16 protein-coding genes and 1 other RNA gene are annotated in these 19,398 nt (G+C 55.2%); 9 read left to right on the plus strand and 8 right to left on the minus strand.

Translation table 11 applies throughout. The features are described from left to right. Positions 1–7 precede the first annotated feature (7 nt). The 8 genes from BH712_RS20645 to garD form a co-directional block, all read right to left on the minus strand. The gene (locus tag BH712_RS20645) at positions 8–781 is read right to left on the minus strand and encodes a DeoR/GlpR family DNA-binding transcription regulator (protein ID WP_006812097.1); all 774 of its coding nucleotides are present in this window, start codon (positions 779–781) and stop codon (positions 8–10) included. Positions 782–893: 112 nt separating this feature from the next. Beyond that, positions 894–1,937 carry a galactitol-1-phosphate 5-dehydrogenase gene (gatD, locus tag BH712_RS20650; protein ID WP_006812096.1) on the minus strand — a complete coding sequence of 348 codons (1,044 nt, stop codon included), beginning with the start codon at positions 1,935–1,937 and terminating at the stop codon, positions 894–896. Between the two features lie 43 nt (positions 1,938–1,980). Then, a complete protein-coding gene (locus BH712_RS20655; RefSeq protein ID WP_006812095.1) occupies positions 1,981–3,354 on the minus strand; it encodes a galactitol-specific PTS transporter subunit IIC in 1,374 nt (457 codons plus the stop codon). A 4-nt stretch (positions 3,355–3,358) separates the two neighbouring features. Further along, complete coding sequence (gatB, locus tag BH712_RS20660; protein WP_000823261.1) at positions 3,359–3,643, minus strand: PTS galactitol transporter subunit IIB; 285 nt, start codon at positions 3,641–3,643, stop codon at positions 3,359–3,361. A gap of 27 nt (positions 3,644–3,670) precedes the next feature. Further along, positions 3,671–4,138: a PTS galactitol transporter subunit IIA gene (gene gatA, locus BH712_RS20665; protein ID WP_006812094.1), complete on the minus strand. Its 468-nt coding sequence runs from the start codon at positions 4,136–4,138 to the stop codon at positions 3,671–3,673. A 13-nt stretch (positions 4,139–4,151) separates the two neighbouring features. Next, complete coding sequence (gene gatZ, locus BH712_RS20670; RefSeq protein ID WP_032674068.1) at positions 4,152–5,423, minus strand: tagatose-bisphosphate aldolase subunit GatZ; 1,272 nt, start codon at positions 5,421–5,423, stop codon at positions 4,152–4,154. A 34-nt stretch (positions 5,424–5,457) separates the two neighbouring features. Continuing rightward, positions 5,458–6,312 carry a tagatose bisphosphate family class II aldolase gene (locus BH712_RS20675; RefSeq protein ID WP_032674067.1) on the minus strand — a complete coding sequence of 285 codons (855 nt, stop codon included), beginning with the start codon at positions 6,310–6,312 and terminating at the stop codon, positions 5,458–5,460. A gap of 176 nt (positions 6,313–6,488) precedes the next feature. After that, the gene (gene garD, locus BH712_RS20680; protein ID WP_006812091.1) at positions 6,489–8,060 is read right to left on the minus strand and encodes a galactarate dehydratase; all 1,572 of its coding nucleotides are present in this window, start codon (positions 8,058–8,060) and stop codon (positions 6,489–6,491) included. A 366-nt stretch (positions 8,061–8,426) separates the two neighbouring features. On the opposite strand from garD, the gene garL reads away from it, so the two are divergent. The 9 genes from garL (at position 8,427) to pflB (ending at position 19,293) form a co-directional block, all read left to right on the plus strand. After that, entirely contained in the window at positions 8,427–9,197 is a 771-nt protein-coding gene (gene garL, locus BH712_RS20685) for a 2-dehydro-3-deoxyglucarate aldolase (RefSeq protein ID WP_006812090.1), read from the plus strand. Positions 9,198–9,218: 21 nt separating this feature from the next. Beyond that, positions 9,219–10,109, plus strand: coding sequence for a 2-hydroxy-3-oxopropionate reductase (garR, locus tag BH712_RS20690; RefSeq protein ID WP_006812089.1), 891 nt, complete (start codon positions 9,219–9,221; stop codon positions 10,107–10,109). Positions 10,110–10,165: 56 nt separating this feature from the next. Further along, a complete protein-coding gene (gene garK / locus BH712_RS20695) occupies positions 10,166–11,311 on the plus strand; it encodes a glycerate 2-kinase (RefSeq protein ID WP_006812088.1) in 1,146 nt (381 codons plus the stop codon). Positions 11,312–11,343: 32 nt separating this feature from the next. After that, an RNA gene (gene rnpB, locus BH712_RS20700) (RNase P RNA component class A) lies at positions 11,344–11,720 on the plus strand. Positions 11,721–12,395: 675 nt separating this feature from the next. Further along, the gene (gene tdcA, locus BH712_RS20705) at positions 12,396–13,316 is read left to right on the plus strand and encodes a transcriptional regulator TdcA (protein ID WP_006812085.1); all 921 of its coding nucleotides are present in this window, start codon (positions 12,396–12,398) and stop codon (positions 13,314–13,316) included. 96 nt (positions 13,317–13,412) lie between these two features. After that, a complete protein-coding gene (tdcB, locus tag BH712_RS20710; RefSeq protein WP_032674147.1) occupies positions 13,413–14,402 on the plus strand; it encodes a bifunctional threonine ammonia-lyase/L-serine ammonia-lyase TdcB in 990 nt (329 codons plus the stop codon). A 10-nt stretch (positions 14,403–14,412) separates the two neighbouring features. Beyond that, complete coding sequence (gene tdcC, locus BH712_RS20715; RefSeq protein WP_006812083.1) at positions 14,413–15,744, plus strand: threonine/serine transporter TdcC; 1,332 nt, start codon at positions 14,413–14,415, stop codon at positions 15,742–15,744. Between the two features lie 30 nt (positions 15,745–15,774). After that, positions 15,775–16,983: a propionate kinase gene (gene tdcD / locus BH712_RS20720; protein WP_006812082.1), complete on the plus strand. Its 1,209-nt coding sequence runs from the start codon at positions 15,775–15,777 to the stop codon at positions 16,981–16,983. A 15-nt stretch (positions 16,984–16,998) separates the two neighbouring features. Next, positions 16,999–19,293: a formate C-acetyltransferase gene (pflB, locus tag BH712_RS20725; protein ID WP_006812081.1), complete on the plus strand. Its 2,295-nt coding sequence runs from the start codon at positions 16,999–17,001 to the stop codon at positions 19,291–19,293. Positions 19,294–19,398: the final 105 nt, after the last annotated feature.

The following is a 19,398-nucleotide window of genomic DNA, read 5'->3' on the forward strand; positions in this document are numbered from 1 at the left end:
CCGTTAGCTAAACCGTAATTATCTCTGTTCCTGTTTTACCCAGCAGTTCTTTTTCCTGCTTTCCGATCCCATCATCCGTGATCACACAGTCGATTTTCTCCATCGGCAGCACCTGGTTAAAGCCGCGACGGTTGAACTTGCTGGCGTCCAGCACGGCAACCACCTTGTGTGCGGCAGCGGCCATCACGCTGCTGATGGAGTAACCCTCATTGAAAGTGGTTATGCCATTAGTGGCATCGATACCGTCAGCCCCAACAAACATCAAATCGGCACTGATGCCAGTCAGCGAACGCTCGGCGATAGTGCCGTGCATAGAGTGCGTTTTATGGCGCACCGTGCCGCCGCAGACTACCAGCGTAATGTCTTTGTTCTCTGATAGGGCAAACGCGGCGGGCAGGCTGTTAGTGATGACCGTAATATTGGCTTTTTTGGTCAACGCCTCGGCGATCAGCATCGTGGTGCTTCCGCTATCCAGAATGATCGTCATCCCTTCTTCAATCATGGCCGCCGCTGCTTGTGCGATGCGTTTTTTCGGATCGCTCGCCAGCTGGTAACGGTCTTCCAGGACGACTTCCTGACTTTCGCTTTCGGCCAGATTGCTGCCAGGCCTTGCGGCGCCACCGTGAAAGCGAGTGACCAGTCCTTTTTCTTCCAACAGGCGCAGGTCTGTTCGAATAGTCACTTCTGAAATGCCAAACATATTCGACAGATCCAGCACCATCACGCTGCCATGCGTGTTGACGAGGTCAACGATTTTATTCCTTCGCTCAAATGAATTCATATTGAAATGCCTGATAATTAACTGCCTCCTATTCTAATCGAAGGTATGCGAAAGGGGTACGGTAATATTCGAAAGTAAATGTGAGCCAGCTCAGGTTTGCTGGCTCGCGAGGTTATGCGAAGCGCAGCATAATTTTGCCCTGCATGGGTGAACCGTTCAGGGCCTGCACGGCCTGAGCAAAGCTTTCACTGTCGCCACTGTGCGCGACAAGCGGAGCTAACTGTAGTTTTTTATCTGCGAGCAGACGGGCAGCCATTTCCCACTCTTCCCCAGGCCATGGCGCGGAATAGTTCATCCAGCTTCCCAGCAGCGTCAATTCCTTACGCAGAATTTTGCCGAAAGTTGCAGCGGGTAAATGCAGGTCATGATGCAATGTTCCTACCAGTGCAAGCTGGGCTCGCGGCCCGGCAATATCAATGGCAAGCGTGACGGTTTGTGGGGTTCCGGCAGTCTCCAGTACCAGTTGATCAAACCGGCTTTCGCTGAGCGCACTGAAGATGTCATCAGCGCTCAGAGAACGGCTGTTAAATACCCGGGTCGCGCCCAGCCGGGATGCCAGGGCAAGCTTTTCGTCGTTGATATCGATCGCGGTGACACTGCTGGCACCCAGCGCCAGCGCGCACTGCATCGCCAGCAGACCGATGGTACCAGCACCGACAATAATGACATTTTTCCCCTCACAACCTGAAGCCAGGTGGAACGCATGTAACCCGACGGTAATCGGCTCAATAAATGCACCATCTTCAATCGTCATCGTCTCTGGAAGACGGAACAAATTTGCGCGCTTAACAACCACATATTCCGCATTGCCGCCCTCACTGCGTGAACCAACGAACTGGTAATGCTTACATAATGAGTAGTAGCCTTTTTCACATTCGGGGCAAGAAAAACAAGGAAGTAGCGGAACACACGCCACACCATCACCAACCTTAAGATCGGCTACGTCGGTGCCGCATGCTTCGACGTATCCGCTGAATTCATGGCCTAACGTGATGGGATAGTAGTGTGCGCCTTTGGCGAAAATTCGTGGAATATCCGAGCCACATAACCCGGAGCAGATAACGCGTACCAGCACATCATCTGCGGCCTGAATGAAAGGAAGGGGGCGTTCTTCAACCCGCACGCTGCCCTCAGCGTGAATTACCACTGATTTCATGAATGACTCCAGAAAAAAGAGGGGAGCGTCGCTCCCCCTGTTATTAAGATGCCGTCTGGCTTTGAGGATTGGCGGCGCGTTTTTCTGCCGCAATAAAGGTGCGGGCACGACGCCATGTCAGCAGTACGCCCGTAAAGTAAATCGCAGCAATTACGATGAACCCCACTACGTTTTGCCAGGTAAAGAGTTGAATCAATAGCCAGGTTATCGGTGAGCCACCCTGGTCCATAGAGGCCACCAGCCCGCCAGCTTTCAACGCGCCAGCGTTTTGCGCAAGCTGGGTATGCAGGCCGATGGTCTGGGTCGCAATCCACAGGGTGATGCCCATTATGATGACGCCGGAGATAAGCGTGCGGAACAGATTGCCCTGGTGAACCGCGACCGCCATTGCCACAAAGAAGCCGATAGTGGCGAGGTCGCCGAATGGTAGCACCTGGTTTCCCGGCACCAGCACTGCAATGAGGATGGTGAGCGGGATAAAGATCAGGCTGGCGGAGACCACGGATGTATGACCCAGCAGCAGCGCGGGATCGAGCCCAATTAAAAACTCCTGGCCGCCGAATTTAGCTTGCAGACGCTTACGGGCATGTTTGGCGATGGGGGTCAGGCCGTCCATGATCGGCTTAATCACGCGCGGCATCAGCAGCATAACGGCGGCGGTTTTTACTGCCAGCTGGAGAACAGATTTAGCGTCATAGCCTGCCAGCATGCCGATAACCAGTCCCATGACAAACCCAACGGTCACAGGTTCCCCAAACGGACCAAAGCGTTTCTGAACGTCGTCAGCGCTAAAGTGAATGCGATTCAGACCCGGAATTTTGTTGATAATCGTATCCACCAGGACCGCGATCGGGCCGAGATATGCTGATGAGCCGTGAGGGATAGCGATCCCTTCGAGACCAAAGAAGTCTCGCGTGTCTTTGGCAAACCAGTCCCCCAGTTTGTAGACAAAGGCTGCGTGTACGACCACCCCCAGGATCCCGAGCCAGTAAGAGCCGGTTGCCAGGTGCAGCATCGCACCGGTGAAGGTCATGTGCCAGATGTTCCAGATATCCACGTTCACCACGCGGGTCATTCGGGTGACCAGCATGAGAATATTGACGCCAATGGCCACCGGGATTGCCACCAGCGCTATCTGCGAAGCCCAGGTCATCGGTGATGAACCCGGCCAGCCGACGTCCACCACGTGCAGATTGATCTGAAATTGCTCTGCCATCGCTTTGGCTGCCGGGCCGATGGAGTCGAGCATCAGGCCGATAACCAGCCCGATCCCCACGAAACCGATGCCGATATGCAAACCGGACTTAAAACAATCACCCAGCTTCATCCCCAGCAGCTTAGAGAAGATGATGATGACGATAGGCAGCATTACGGTTGGCCCCAGATCGAGGATGTACCGCATGATTTCGGTAAACATAATCTTACCCCTCGAGGATGGTCAGAATTTTTTGTTGCAGGGCTTCGATACCAACGCCAGAGACAAACGGCATACCGTGTACCACGGGAATGTCGCCAAAAGATCTGTCGACTTTCGCCGTGGTGCAGATGAGATCCGCGCCATCCATGTAGGTTTCAATTTCGGTTACCCGGCACTGCACCAGATCCAGCTCAATGTGGTGGGCCTCACAAAGCTCTTTGATTTCTTCTGCGGCCATAGTTGAGGTGGCAACAGCGCCGCCACAGGCGACGATAATTTTACGTTTCATAGGGTACACCTTCTTATTATCAGTATGTTATGACGCCTGGGCACAGGCCTCAGGCTCAAGGATCGTCGTCCGGAAACGGTCCGCCAGATGCTCAGCAGGGGTCGCCAGGAGCATGTCCAGCGTGTCCGGGTTTTGCAGCTCACTAAAAAGGCGGCGCAGCAATTTCATTTGTGCCGCAGGGTTTTCAACAATTAGGGCGATAATGAGCGACACGGCGACGTCGCCATCATCATCTGCCTGCTGAAAGTTGACCGGTTTGTCCGGGCGAATCAGGTAAATGGCGGGGCTTTTCGCATGTACGGCTTCACAGTGCGGAATTGCGACCGCATGTCGCTCCAGGGCAATGCCGGTGGGGTAGTTCATCTCCCTTTCCAGGAGTGCATCGGGATAGGTAGCGTGCACGACACCTTTTGTCAGCATCTCCTCGCCAATATGCGCCAGTGCCTGCTGGCAATCTTCAAACTCAATTCCGGTACGGACAAAAACGTGACTCATACACTCTCCGGTATCAAACGTGTTCAGGGGTACAGCCAAATCGATAGGCGCGTAATACATCCTGTATTTTGTCGATGATGAGATTTTGCGGTGTTGCCGGGATCGCATTCATCGACAATCGCTCGAACTGGACGGGCATAAACTGGCTGATTAACCCCAGAGGCAGGGACGCTGCGCTCAGGTTAGCAAGCAATTTCTCTACGCTCTGGCGAATACGCGGGTGCGGCCAGTAGTAGCGAATGCGATCGGACAGGCTAAAGTGAATATCCACCATCGCCTGGCTCCAGGTCGGACGGTAGTACTTTTTCCAGTAGCCAGGTTCGTTCAGCATCACTTCATCGATGACCTCAAGCACATGGCTCCGTTGCTCCGGGGCGATGAGCGCTTGCTCCATCTGCGCAAGGGCGAAGATGGCTTCGCGCAGGGCAAAGGTGAGCGCCGGGCCGACTTTCAGGATCGCAAAGTGATCGCGAACCAGTGCTCGATAGGCCTGACGGGTCTGATAATCAGTTGAATGCGCTTCGTAAACTATCGGGGTCTGACGGATCCAGCCGGAGAGCGCTTCTGCTGCGTGTGACTGGTAGTGAATAATTTGCGTATGGTCGAACTCCACCCCTGGCTGAACTACCATCGCAATGACGCGCGACATAGCGTCATCCAGGCCGAGCGCACCAAAGGCCACGCGATGCGTTTCCAGCGTCTGCTCTGCATCTTCCACGCGCGTCACATGTACGCGATTAATGCTGCTGGCTTCGCCTCCTGGTACAGGGACTTCTGTGCCAATGACATAGGTCAGCGCCGCTTTTTGCGCGTCGGTGGCCGTCTCCTCTGCCGCCTGACACAGACGCGCCGCACGCTGGGCTACGACCATTGGCGCTAACGGGACAGGGTCATCGGCGCAGGACATTGAGGCATCCAGATGGATCTTGCTAAACCCGGCCGCGACATAGGCTTTGATCAGCTCAATGGCCTTTTCCATCGCCGCTTCTGCGGGTTCATTCTGCCAGCAGTTTGGCCCCAGATGGTCGCCACCCAAAATCAGGCGTTCCTGTGGAAAACCGACTTCCTTAGCGATTTTGAGGACAAAGTCACGGAAGTCAGCCGGTTTCATGCCGGTATAACCGCCGAACTGGTTTACCTGATTCGAGGTGGCCTCAATCAACACCTTATTGTTTGTTTGCAAATCGAAGCGCAGGGCGGCCTCAATCACCAGCGGGTGGGCTGAGCAAACTGAGCAAATGCCGAGGTGTTCTCCCGCCTTATGGCGAGCAATAATATCTTTCACGTTTCCTCCAGTTCGGGACAACAGGCTTTCGTATTCAGAGTTTTCCTTCACAGCCACAGTCAGCAATCACCTTACGCACCACCTCCTTCATGGCATTCTTGGCAGGCACCATGTAGTGACGTGGGTCGCTGGCAGCAGGATGTGAAGAGAGATAGGTTTTCAGGGCATTCGAGAAGGCAATTTTCAGTTCTGTGGCGACGTTGACTTTACAAATCCCCAGGCTAATCGCGGTACGGATATCCGCAGCCGATAAACCAGACGCGCCATGCAGAACCAGCGGCACGTCGACCTGATTGCGGATCGCTGCCAGACGTTCAAAATCAAGTTTTGGTGTGTCAGTGTACAGACCGTGAGCGGTACCGATAGCAACGGCCAGAGAGTCGATACCCGTCAATTCAACAAACTCGCGAGCCTGTTGCGGATTGGTGTAAAGGGCATCCTTACTGTCGACGATGAGGTCATCCTCCTGACCGCCAAGGCGGCCTAGCTCGGCTTCAACGCTTACATCGTAGCGGTGACAGAAATTCGTCACTTGCTTCACCAGTGCGACATTTTCAGAGAACGGATGATGAGAGCCGTCGATCATCGCTGAGCGGATACCTGCATGGATTTTCTGTGCGATATCGTCGAAATCTTCATGGTGATCGAGATGGATCGCCAGCGGCTGGTTGTAGGTTTTCGCCAGATCGCTGGCAATGGCGACTACATTTCCTGTTCCGGCGTAGCTGAACGTGCCGGGAGTGCCCGCAACAATCAGCGGAGAACGCATTTCAGCGGCAGTTTCAACAACCACTTGCAGCGTTTCGAGATTATGAATATTGAATGCCGGGACGGCGTAACCTTCACGCTGGGCCTTCAGCAGCATCGCTTTCGATGAGATGATGAACATCTTTCCTCCGAAACCTTTCGTTTTGTTTATGCGAAAGAAGATATAGGGTTTCGGAATATTTTTTTGTGATTCACATCTTAAAAATGAAAGAGACGAAAGTGAAAGTAAGTATGCGAAAGAATCGAAAGCAAAAAAAAGCATGGCCGAAGCCATGCTAAGCAAGGTTCACTATGAATTCACGTCACCGGCGCCGGGTTAAACACCGCCAGCGAGTTATGCAATCCCCATTGATCGGAGAAGGTTTTCTTCCGCCCGCTTGCCACATCCAGAATGAAGTGGAACAGCTTCCAGCCCACCTCTTCAATACTCTCTTCCCCGGTGGCGATGGTGCCCGCGTTGATATCCATTAAGTCATACCAGCGGTTTGCCAGCTCGGTGCGGGTCGCCATTTTGATCACCGGTACCGCCATCAGGCCGTACGGCGTGCCGCGCCCGGTGGTAAAGACCTGCACCGTAATACCGGACGCCACCTGCTGGGTACCGCAAACGAAATCACTGGCAGGCGTTGCCGCGTAGATCAGGCCGCGTTTGGTTGGCCGCTGGCCAGGCGAGAGCACTTCCACAATCGCGCTCTGGCCGGATTTGGCAATCGACCCGAGGGCTTTTTCCACCACGTTCGCGAGGCCGCCTTTCTTATTCCCCGGCGACGGGTTGGCGCTGCGGTCGGTTTTGCCCATATCGAGATAGTTATCGTACCAGGCCATCTCCTCCAGCAGGCGTTTACCTACCTCCTCGTTGGCGGCGCGCGGCGTAAGCAGGTGGATGGCGTCACGCACTTCGGTGACTTCGGAGAACATCACCGTGGCGCCGCAGCGCACGAACAGATCGGAGGCATAGCCCACCGCCGGGTTAGCGGTGACGCCGGAAAACGCATCGCTGCCACCGCACTGTGTCCCAACAACCAGTTCAGAGGCCGGGCAGGTTTCACGCTGGCGTTTATTCAGCTTCTCCAGATGGCGCTCTGCCACCTGCAAAATGTCGTCGACCATCGATCTGAAGCCGACATGGTGTTCATCCTGAAGACGCACAATACTGGCATCGTCAACCGGAATGGCTTTCACATCCTCCGTACCCTGCAACAGGCGTTCTGGCTGCAATTTTTCACAGCCGAGGCCAATCACCATTACCTCGCCGCCAAAGTTGGGGTTGAGGGCGATATTGTGGATCGTGCGGATCGGCACGACCGCGGCGGGTGCGTTGATCGCCACGCCGCAGCCGTACAGGTGGTTAAGACCCACCACGCCGTCGACGTTCGGGTACTTCGGCAGCAGATCGCGCTCAATCAGTTTCACTACGTAATCCACGACGCCCGCCACGCAATGCACGCTGGTGGTGATGCCAAGCAGATTTTTGGTTCCCACACTGCCGTCCGCGTTGCGGTAACCTTCGAAGGTGTAACCTTCCAGCGGAGGCAACGGCTCAGGCACGCGGGTAGCCAGCGGCAACGTCTCCAGCGGCGGGGCGGTGGGCAGCTCAACCAGCGACTCTTCAATCCAGCTACCCTGCGGGATAGCGCGCACCGCATAGCCGATGACTTCGCCATAGCGCACGATTTCGCCGTGCGCCGGGATGTCGACCAGGGCGACTTTATGCCCCTGCGGAATGTGCTCAATCAGCTCCAGGCCATCCGGAAAGCGGGTGCCTGCTTTTAAGCCATTGTCGTTGACGATAATCGCCACGTTATCGGTATCGTGCACTTTTATATAGAACGCCGTCGGCGATGCCTGTCGAATTTCAATATCGGCCATTGTTCACTCTTCTCCAGCAAAAATATCTGATACTCACTATAGCCAGATGGATAATTGTTTCTTATTGAAGAAATAAAGAATGTCAGGTGAGGAAAGGTGAGAATGTGATCGCGATCGCTCCCGAACCATTAATCGTTGATTCTGTGCATCAGCGCCCACTGTATTGTGCATATGCTCAAAATAGCGTTCAGCTCACGATGGATAATTGAGCATTAAAACAATGTGCTGCCGTGTGGTGACGATTATACTGAATGACGATTTTATAACGCCAAAATTCAGGCAGGAAAATAAATATAACGCTGACGATGAGTCGGAATAAATAAAAAGATCCTGGCTAAAACTGCGGAATTAAAAAAGGTATAAGTAATGAACGACGACATCTTCCCGAATAAATTTAAGGCGGCTCTCGCCGCGCACCAGATTCAGATTGGCTGCTGGTCTGCGCTGGCCAACCCCATCAGCACCGAAGTGCTGGGTCTCGCCGGGTTCGACTGGCTGGTGCTGGACGGCGAACATGCGCCGAACGATATCAGCACGTTTATTCCGCAGCTGATGGCGCTGAAAGGCAGCCACAGCGCGCCGGTGGTGCGCGTACCTACCAACGAGCCGGTGATCATTAAGCGTCTGCTGGATATCGGCTTCTATAACTTCCTGATCCCGTTTGTTGAAACGGAAGAAGAAGCGGTGCTGGCCGTGGCGGCGACCCGCTATCCGCCGGAAGGGATCCGCGGCGTGTCCGTCTCGCACCGCGCCAACATGTTTGGCACTGTGCCGGACTATTTCGCCCAGTCAAACAAGAACATCACCATTCTGGTTCAGATCGAGAGCCTGCAGGGGGTCGATAACGTCGACGCCATTGCCGCGACCGATGGGGTGGACGGTATTTTCGTCGGCCCAAGCGATCTGGCTGCCGCTTTTGGTCATCTGGGCAACGCCAGCCACCCGGACGTGCAGCGCGCTATCCAGCACATTTTTGCCCGTGCCAAAGCGCACGGTAAACCGTGCGGCATTCTGGCGCCAGTGGAAGCCGATGCCCGCCGCTACCTGGAGTGGGGCGCAACGTTTGTTGCCGTCGGCAGCGACCTCGGCGTATTCCGCGCCGCCACGCAGAAATTAGCGGACGCTTTTAAAAAATAAACATCATTGAGGAAACAGATTATGACGCTGAAAGTGGGTTTTATTGGCCTGGGTATCATGGGCAAACCAATGAGCAAAAACCTCATCAAAGCAGGTTACTCACTGGTGGTTTTAGATCGTAATTCAGACGCGGTAGCAGAGGTGATTGCGGCTGGCGCAGAAACGGCGACTACTGCAAAAGCGATTGCTGAGCAGTGCGACGTCATTATCACTATGCTGCCAAACTCACCGCACGTGAAAGAGGTGGCGCTGGGTGAGAACGGCATTATCGACGGTGCGAAGCCGGGCCTGGTGGTGATTGATATGAGTTCTATCGCACCGCTGGCGAGCCGCGAAATCAGCGAGGCGCTGAAAGCGAAAGGCGTGGAGATGCTGGATGCGCCGGTCAGCGGCGGCGAGCCGAAAGCCATCGACGGCACCCTGTCGGTGATGGTCGGCGGCGATAAGGCCGTCTTCGACACATACTACGACCTGATGAAAGCGATGGCTGGCTCCGTGGTGCACACCGGTGAAATTGGCGCAGGCAACGTCACCAAGCTGGCTAATCAGGTCATTGTGGCGCTGAATATCGCGGCAATGTCCGAAGCGCTGACGCTGGCCACCAAAGCGGGCGTTAATCCGGATCTGGTTTATCAGGCCATTCGTGGTGGTCTGGCGGGCAGCACCGTGCTGGATGCCAAGGCGCCGATGGTGATGGATCGTAACTTCAAGCCGGGCTTCCGCATCGACCTGCATATTAAAGATCTGGCGAATGCGCTGGATACGTCCCACGGCGTGGGGGCACAGCTGCCGCTGACTGCCGCCGTCATGGAGATGATGCAGGCGCTGCGTGCGGATGGTCTGGGCACTGCCGATCACAGCGCGTTAGCGTGCTACTACGAAAAACTGGCGAAGGTCGAAATTGCTCGCTAATGACGTCCTGCCCGGTGTCGCCATGATCACCGGGCCTACGGTCCAGGCATATCACTATGAAAATCGTAATCGCGCCAGACTCTTATAAAGAAAGCCTGTCTGCCACTGAAGTGGCGCAGGCAATAGAAAAAGGATTTCGGGAAATTTTCCCCGACGCTCATTACGTCTCTGTTCCCGTTGCTGACGGTGGGGAAGGTACGGTTGAAGCGATGATCGCCGCGACGCAGGGCACCTGGCAACAGGCTGTCGTCACCGGCCCGTTAGGGGAAAAGGTGAATGCCTGCTGGGGGATCTCGGGCGACGGTACCACCGCATTTATCGAGATGGCCGCCGCCAGCGGCCTGGCGCTTGTTCCTCCCGCGCGGCGTAACCCGCTTATCACCACCACCCGCGGTACGGGGGAGCTGATCCTCAGTGCGCTGGATAAAGGCGCGCGCAATATCATTATCGGTATCGGCGGGAGCGCAACCAACGATGGGGGCGCAGGCATGATGCAGGCGCTGGGCGCGAGGTTTACGGATGCGAACGGGACGGAGATCGGCTACGGCGGCGGTAGCCTGATGGCGCTAAACCATATTGATATTTCGGGTCTCGATCCGCGTCTTCAGGGATGCACAATTCGCGTCGCCTGTGACGTGACGAATCCGCTGGTGGGTGAAAGCGGCGCGTCGCGTATCTTTGGCCCGCAAAAAGGGGCGACGGAGGCGATGATCCTCGAACTCGACGCCAGTCTTAGCCACTATGCTGAGGTGATCAAAAAATCGTTGCGTATTGACGTCAACCCGGTGCCGGGGGCAGGCGCCGCGGGCGGCATGGGCGCGGCGCTGATGGCCTTCCTGGGGGCTGAGCTGAAAAGCGGCATTGAGATTGTCACCCAGGCGCTCAATCTTGAAGAACATATTCACGACTGCACCTGGGTGCTGACGGGGGAAGGGCGTATCGACAGCCAGAGCATTCACGGCAAAGTGCCCGTTGGCGTGGCGAGCGTTGCCAAAAAATACCATAAGCCGGTGATAGGGATTGCCGGAAGTCTGACGCAGGACGTGGGTGTGGTACACCAGTACGGCATCGATGCGGTGTTCAGCGTACTGACCCGCATCGGTTCGCTGGAAGAGGCGTTCCGGGGAGCCTCTGACAACATTTACCGCGCCTCGCGCAATATCGCGGCCACATTGCAGGTAGGCATGCGCAGCCAGGGGTGACAGCGGCGCGCAAACCCTCTATACTGCGCGCCGAAGCTGACCAGACAGTCGCCGCTTCGTCGTCGTCCCTTTCGGGGGAGACGGGCGGAGGGGAGGAAAGTCCGGGCTCCACAGGGCAGGGTGCCAGGTAACGCCTGGGGGGGAAACCCACGACCAGTGCAACAGAGAGCAAACCGCCGATGGCCCGCGCAAGCGGGATCAGGTAAGGGTGAAAGGGTGCGGTAAGAGCGCACCGCGCGGCTGGTAACAGTCCGTGGCACGGTAAACTCCACCCGGAGCAAGGCCAAATAGGGGTTCACATGGTACGGCCCGTACTGAACCCGGGTAGGCTGCTTGAGCCAGTGAGCGATTGCTGGCCTAGATGAATGACTGTCCACGACAGAACCCGGCTTATCGGTCAGCTTCAACTTCTTACAAAACCCCGCTTCGGCGGGGTTTTTGCTTTCTGAAGGTTGCTGAAGAGTGGGTAAGCGTAGCGCCAGACGACATCAATTCTCAATTTTGCGACGCTAAGCACATTTCACTGTTTTCTCCGATACGCGTTCCTCTCATCTGCTGCGCATGATCGCAATCACAAAATTTAACGCTATAAAATGAGAAAAATTTAGTGTTGATTCAATGTTGCATTTGTTGGCTTTGTGATACGGAATGTTTTTTATTTGATAATCGAATATTGAATCTAAAAACATTCTTCTGGTGAATGTGTGATATATCCCACCCTTTAACCGAAAATGGAATAAATATTCCTGGTAAAGTTGATAAACCACAAAAATGTTTTAAAGGAATAATGCTGTTTTATTAACCTTTAATTGCCTGAAAGATAGCCTTTATTAATATTTTTAAGGCAAAAAAATTCACGCTGGTTATTGCCATAAAATAAATTTATTACTGCGGTTTTTATTGATCAATATCAGCGTAGTTGCGTATTTTTATTGTGTTAAATATTTGATTAATAAAGAAATAAATCGCTTTTGGGTGCGGTTGTAAAATGGGCGTTCTGGCAAATTGTGAGTAACAGCACATACCCCCGGAAAGAATATTGGGTAGAATCCGCTGCGTCATAGGGAAATAAGCGCAGAATATTATGAATACTATTATTCTACCGAAAACACAGCACCTCGTGGTATTTCAGGAAGTCATCAAAAGTGGCTCCATAGGTTCTGCTGCAAGACAACTGGGGCTGACGCAACCTGCCGTCAGCAAAATCATCAGCGACATCGAATCCTACTTTGGGGTGGAAGTGATGGTGCGTAAAAACACCGGCGTAAAACTCACTGCCGCTGGCCAGGTGCTGCTGTCGTACGCTGAGTCGATCACCCGCGAAATGAAAAACATGGTAAGCGAGATCAACAGCCTCAGTTTCAGTACCGTCATGGACGTTTCCTTTGGCTATCCGTCGCTGATTGGCTTCACCTTCCTGTCCGGGATGATCAAAAAATTCAAGGAAGTGTTCCCGAAAGCGCGCGTCTCCATGTATGAAGCGCAGCTCTCTTCATTCCTGCCCGCCATTCGCGATGGTCGGCTGGATTTCGCCATCGGCACGCTGAGCGACGGAATGCAGCTTCAGGATCTTCACGTCGAGCCTCTGTTTGAATCCGAGTTTGTGCTGGTGGCGAGTAAATCACGAACGTGCACCGGCCCGACCAGACTGGCATCGCTCACGCATGAGCAGTGGGTGATGCCGCAAACCGATATGGGCTACTACAACGAACTCCTGACCACCCTGCAAGACAATCACATCAGCATTGAAAACATCGTCCAGACCGATTCCGTCGTCACCATCTATAACCTTGTCCTCAATGCCGATTACCTGACGGTGATCCCCCGTGACATGATTGCACCATTCGGTTCGGATCAGTTTATCGTTTTGCCAGTAGAAGATGAATTACCCGTGGCGCGTTATGCCGCCGTATGGTCGAAAAATTACAGTATTAAAAAATCGGCGTCAGTATTAGTTGAACTGGCAAAACAATATTCGTCGATGAATATCGAAAAACGACGATAGAAATAATGATGATTTAAAACACCCGTAGCGATGCCTTTTAACGCTCTGATACCCTGACTTTGCCTGAAAACAATGAATTATTATAACGAGGATATTATGCACATTACTTACGATCTCCCGGTGACTATTGAAGATATTCAGGACGCCAGAAAAAGACTGGCGGGAAAAATCTATAAAACCGGTATGCCGCGCTCAAATTATCTCAGCGAGCGGTGTAAGGGTGAGATATTCCTGAAATTTGAAAATATGCAGCGCACCGGCTCGTTTAAAATACGTGGGGCGTTCAATAAATTAAGCTCGCTGACCGATGCGGAAAAACGCAAGGGCGTGGTGGCCTGCTCTGCGGGAAACCATGCGCAGGGGGTCTCGCTCTCCTGTGCGATGCTCGGCATTGACGGCAAAGTAGTGATGCCGATGGGCGCGCCGAAATCCAAGGTTGCCGCCACGCGCGACTACTCCGCCGAAGTGGTGCTGCACGGCGAGAACTTCAACGACACCATCGCCAAAGTGAGCGAAATCGTCGAGATGGAAGGGCGCATATTTATCCCGCCTTACGACGATCCGAAAGTGATCGCGGGTCAGGGCACCATTGGCCTGGAAATCCTCGAAGATTTATATGACGTGGATAACGTGATTGTCCCCATCGGCGGCGGCGGTTTAATTGCCGGTATTGCGACAGCAATTAAATCCATCAACCCGACCATTAATATTATCGGCGTACAGTCTGAAAACGTGCACGGCATGGCGGCATCGTATCAGGCCGGAGAAATAATCAACCATCGCGTTACCGGTACATTAGCCGACGGCTGCGACGTGTCTCGCCCGGGTAAATTAACCTTCGAAATCGTTCGTGAATTAGTCGATGACATAGTGCTGGTCAGTGAAGACGAAATTCGCAACAGCATGATCGCGCTTATTCAGCGAAATAAAGTGGTGACGGAAGGCGCGGGCGCGCTGGCGTGCGCGGCGTTATTAAGCGGCAAACTTGACCACTATATTCAGGGCCGGAAAACCGTGTGCATTATTTCCGGCGGCAATATCGATCTCTCCCGTGTTTCCCAAATTACCGGCTTCGTTGACGCATAAAGGATGACTTATGAGCAACACAGAAAGCATTATCGTTGGCCAGACAAAAACGTCCACCTGGCGTAAATCGGATACTACCTGGACGCTCGGCCTGTTTGGTACCGCCATTGGCGCAGGCGTGCTGTTTTTCCCCATTCGCGCAGGCTTTGGCGGACTGATCCCCATCCTGCTGATGCTGGTACTCGCCTTCCCGATTGCGTTTTACTGCCACCGCGCGCTGGCGCGCCTGTGTTTGTCCGGCAGTAACGTCTCCGGCAACATCACCGAAACGGTGGAAGAGCATTTTGGTAAGACCGGCGGGGTGGTGATCACCTTCCTCTACTTCTTCGCCATTTGCCCGCTGCTGTGGATTTACGGCGTCACCATTACTAACACCTTTATGACCTTCTGGGAAAACCAGCTCCAGATGCCCGCGCTGAACCGCGGCGTGGTGGCGCTGTTCCTGCTGCTGCTGATGGCCTTTGTGATCTGGTTCGGTAAAGACCTGATGGTGAAGGTGATGAGCTACCTGGTGTTCCCTTTCATCGCCAGCCTGGTGCTAATTTCCCTGTCGCTGATCCCGTACTGGAACTCAGCGGTAATCGACCAGGTCAACCTGAGCGATATCGCCTTCACCGGTCATGACGGCATTCTTGTCACGGTGTGGCTGGGGATATCCATCATGGTCTTCTCCTTCAACTTCTCGCCTATCGTCTCGTCGTTCGTGGTCTCCAAGCGCGAAGAGTACGAGCCGGAGTTTGGGAAAGAATTCACCGAGCAGAAATGTTCCAAAATCATCGGTCGCGCCAGCCTGCTGATGGTTGCCGTGGTGATGTTCTTTGCCTTCAGCTGCCTGTTTACGCTCTCGCCGCAGAACATGGCGGACGCCAAAGCGCAGAACATCCCGGTGCTCTCTTACCTGGCAAACCACTTTGCGTCCATGTCAGGCAGTAAATCCACGTTCGCTACGGTGCTGGAATACGGTGCGTCCATCATCGCGCTGGTCGCTATCTTTAAATCCTTCTTCGGCCATTACCTGGGCACGCTGGAGGGGCTGAACGGCCTGATCCTCAAGTTCGGTTACAAGGGCGACAAGAAGAAAGTCTCCGTCGGCAAGCTGAACACCATCAGCATGGTCTTCATCATGGGCTCCACCTGGATTGTGGCCTACGCCAACCCGAACATTCTGGACCTCATTGAAGCCATGGGCGCGCCAATTATCGCTTCACTGCTGTGCCTGCTGCCGATGTACGCCATCCGCAAGGCGCCCGCACTGGCGAAATACAAAGGCCGGACCGAGAACATCTTCGTGACCGTGGTTGGCCTGCTGACCATTCTGAACATCGTGTACAAACTGTTTTAAATCAAAGCTCAGGAAGAGCGGAGCCATACCATGATTGAGTTTCCGGTAGTACTGGTCATTAACTGCGGATCGTCCTCTGTTAAGTTTTCGGTGCTGGACGCCGCAAGCTGCGATGCTCTGATGACGGGCATAGCGGACGGCATCAACACTGAAAAAGCCTTTATTTCCGTGAACGGGGGTGAGCCAGTCAGACTGGCTCACCAGGACTACGAAGGGGCGCTGGCTGCCATCGCCCTGGAGCTGGAGAAGCGCAACCTGATGAGCAGCGTGGCCTTGATTGGCCATCGCATTGCGCACGGCGGCGATCTCTTCAGCGAGTCAACCCTGATCACGGAAGAGGTGATTGAGCAGATCCGCCAGGTTTCCCCGCTGGCGCCGCTGCATAACTACGCTAACCTGAGCGGCGTGGAAGCCGCAGAGCGCCTGTTCCCTGGCGTGCAGCAGGTGGCGGTATTTGACACCAGCTTCCACCAGACCATGGCGCCGCAGGCGTATCTGTACGGCCTGCCGTACCGCTATTTTGAAGAGCTGGGCGTACGCCGCTACGGCTTCCACGGCACCTCTCATCGCTACGTGGCTACGCAGGCGCATACGCTTCTCGGGCTGTCCCCCGAGGATAGCGGCCTGGTGATTGCCCATCTCGGCAACGGGGCGTCCATCTGCGCGGTGCGTAACGGCGAAAGCGTGGACACGTCCATGGGCATGACGCCGCTGGAGGGGCTGGTGATGGGGACGCGCTGCGGCGACGTGGATTTTGGCGCGATGGCGTGGATCGCCCAGCAGACCGGCCAGTCGTTCGAGGATCTGGAGCGCGTGGTTAACAAAGAGTCGGGGTTGCTGGGGATCTCCGGGATTTCTTCAGATCTGCGGGCATTAGAGAAGGCCTGGCACGAAGGTAATGAGCGGGCCGCGCTTGCGATACACACCTTCGTTCACCGCGTTGCGCGGCACATTGCGGGGCACGCCGCGTCCCTGCACCGTCTGGATGGCGTGGTGTTCACCGGCGGGATCGGTGAGAACTCCGTGCTCATCCGTACGCTGGTGGTGGAGCACCTGAAGGTGTTTGGCATCACCCTCGACGAGGCGAAAAATGCCCTGCCGGGCAGCGCGGGTGAGCGCGTCATCTCCACCGAGTCGTCCCGCGCGGCCTGCGCGGTTATCCCTACCAATGAAGAAAAAATGATCGCGCTGGATGCCCTCCGTCTTGGGAAGGTTACTCCGGCCGCGGCTTACGCCTGATAAAGCGAGAATCTGATGAAAGTAACAATCGATACGGGCGTCGCGCCTTACAGCGACGCATGGGCCGGGTTTCGCGGTGAAGAATGGAAAAACGCCGTTAACGTGCGCGATTTTATTCAGCATAACTACACCCCTTATGAAGGCGATGAAGCTTTCCTCGCGCAGGCGACGCCAGCAACGACGGCGCTGTGGCAGAAGGTGATGGTCGGCATTCGCCAGGAGAATGCCACCCACGCCCCGGTGGATTTTGATACCAACATCGCGACCACCATTACCGCCCACGGGCCGGGCTATATTGACCAGGAGCTGGAGACGATCGTTGGCCTGCAAACCGACAAGCCGCTCAAGCGCGCCCTGCATCCGTACGGCGGGATCAACATGATCCGTAGCTCGTTTGAAGCCTACGGTCGCGAGATGGATCCGCAGTTTGAATATCTCTTCACCGATCTGCGCAAAACCCACAACCAGGGCGTGTTTGACGTTTACTCCCCGGAAATGATGCGCTGCCGCAAATCGGGCGTGTTAACCGGTCTGCCGGATGGCTACGGGCGCGGACGCATCATCGGCGACTACCGCCGCGTGGCGCTGTATGGCATCAGCTATCTGGTGCGCGAGCGTGAACTCCAGTTCGCCGATCTCCAGGGGAAACTGGAGCGCGGAGAAGATCTGGAGGCCACGATCCGCCTGCGTGAGGAGCTGGCGGAGCATAAGCGTGCGCTGCTTCAGATCCAGCAGATGGCGGCGAACTATGGCTTTGATATTTCACGTCCGGCGATGAATGCGCAGGAGGCGGTGCAGTGGGTCTACTTTGCCTACCTTGCCGCAGTGAAATCCCAGAACGGCGGCGCGATGTCGCTGGGGCGCACGGCCTCCTTCCTTGATATCTACATTGAACGCGACATGCAGGCAGGAAGGCTGAATGAGGTTCAGGCCCAGGAGCTGATCGACCACTTCATCATGAAGATCCGTATGGTACGCTTCCTGCGCACGCCGGAGTTCGACACGCTCTTCTCCGGCGATCCGATCTGGGCCACGGAAGTGATTGGCGGCATGGGTCTGGATGGCCGCACGCTGGTGACCAAAAACAGCTTCCGCTACCTGCATACCCTGCACACCATGGGGCCTGCGCCGGAGCCAAACCTGACGATCCTCTGGTCCGAGCAACTGCCAATCGCCTTCAAGAAATACGCCGCGCAGGTCTCTATCGTTACCTCCTCGCTGCAATATGAGAACGACGATCTGATGCGCGCTGACTTCAACAGTGACGACTACGCCATTGCCTGCTGCGTCAGCCCGATGGTGATCGGCAAGCAGATGCAGTTCTTCGGCGCACGCGCTAACCTGGCGAAAACGCTGCTGTACGCGATCAACGGCGGGGTGGATGAGAAGCTGAAGATCCAGGTCGGCCCGAAAACCGAGCCGCTGCTGGATGAGGTGCTGGATTACGACACCGTGATGGCGAGCCTCGATCACTTCATGGACTGGCTGGCGGTGCAGTACATTAGCGCGCTGAATCTCATTCACTACATGCATGATAAATACAGTTATGAAGCCTCGCTGATGGCGCTCCACGACCGGGACGTCTACCGCACCATGGCCTGCGGCATTGCCGGGCTGTCGGTGGCGGCGGATTCCCTGTCGGCCATCAAATACGCCACGGTAAAACCGGTGCGCGACCACACCGGACTGGCGGTCGATTTTGTCATCGAAGGCGACTATCCGCAGTACGGCAACAACGACGATCGCGTGGACAGCATTGCCTGCGACCTGGTGGAGCGCTTTATGAAGAAGATCCAGGCGCTGCCGACATACCGCAACGCGGTGCCGACGCAGTCGATCCTGACCATCACCTCCAATGTGGTTTACGGGCAGAAGACCGGCAACACGCCGGATGGACGCCGCGGTGGTACGCCGTTTGCACCGGGGGCCAACCCGATGCACGGGCGTGACAGAAAAGGGGCGGTGGCGTCGTTAACCTCGGTCGCCAAGCTGCCGTTCACCTATGCGAAAGACGGGATCTCCTACACCTTCTCCATCGTGCCGCAGGCGCTGGGCAAGGACGAGCCGGTGCGCAAAAACAACCTTGTCGGGCTGCTGGACGGGTACTTCCACCACGAAGCGGCCATTGAGGGCGGTCAGCACCTGAACGTCAACGTGATGAACCGGGAGATGCTGCTGGATGCGATTGCCCATCCGGAGAACTACCCGAACCTGACGATCCGTGTTTCAGGCTATGCGGTGCGGTTTAACGCCCTGACGCGCGAGCAGCAGCAGGACGTGATTTCGAGGACGTTTACGCAGGCGATGTAATTCCGGCTGCCTTCAAGCCTCCTCGTTTGAGGAGGCTTTTAATTTCGTGAACACCGTCACTTTTAGAAAATAACCTCTTTATCGAATCCACCAAAAGCAAAATTT

Source organism: Enterobacter hormaechei ATCC 49162 (assembly GCF_001875655.1).
In the GTDB taxonomy this organism is placed as follows: Bacteria; Pseudomonadota; Gammaproteobacteria; order Enterobacterales; family Enterobacteriaceae; genus Enterobacter; species Enterobacter hormaechei.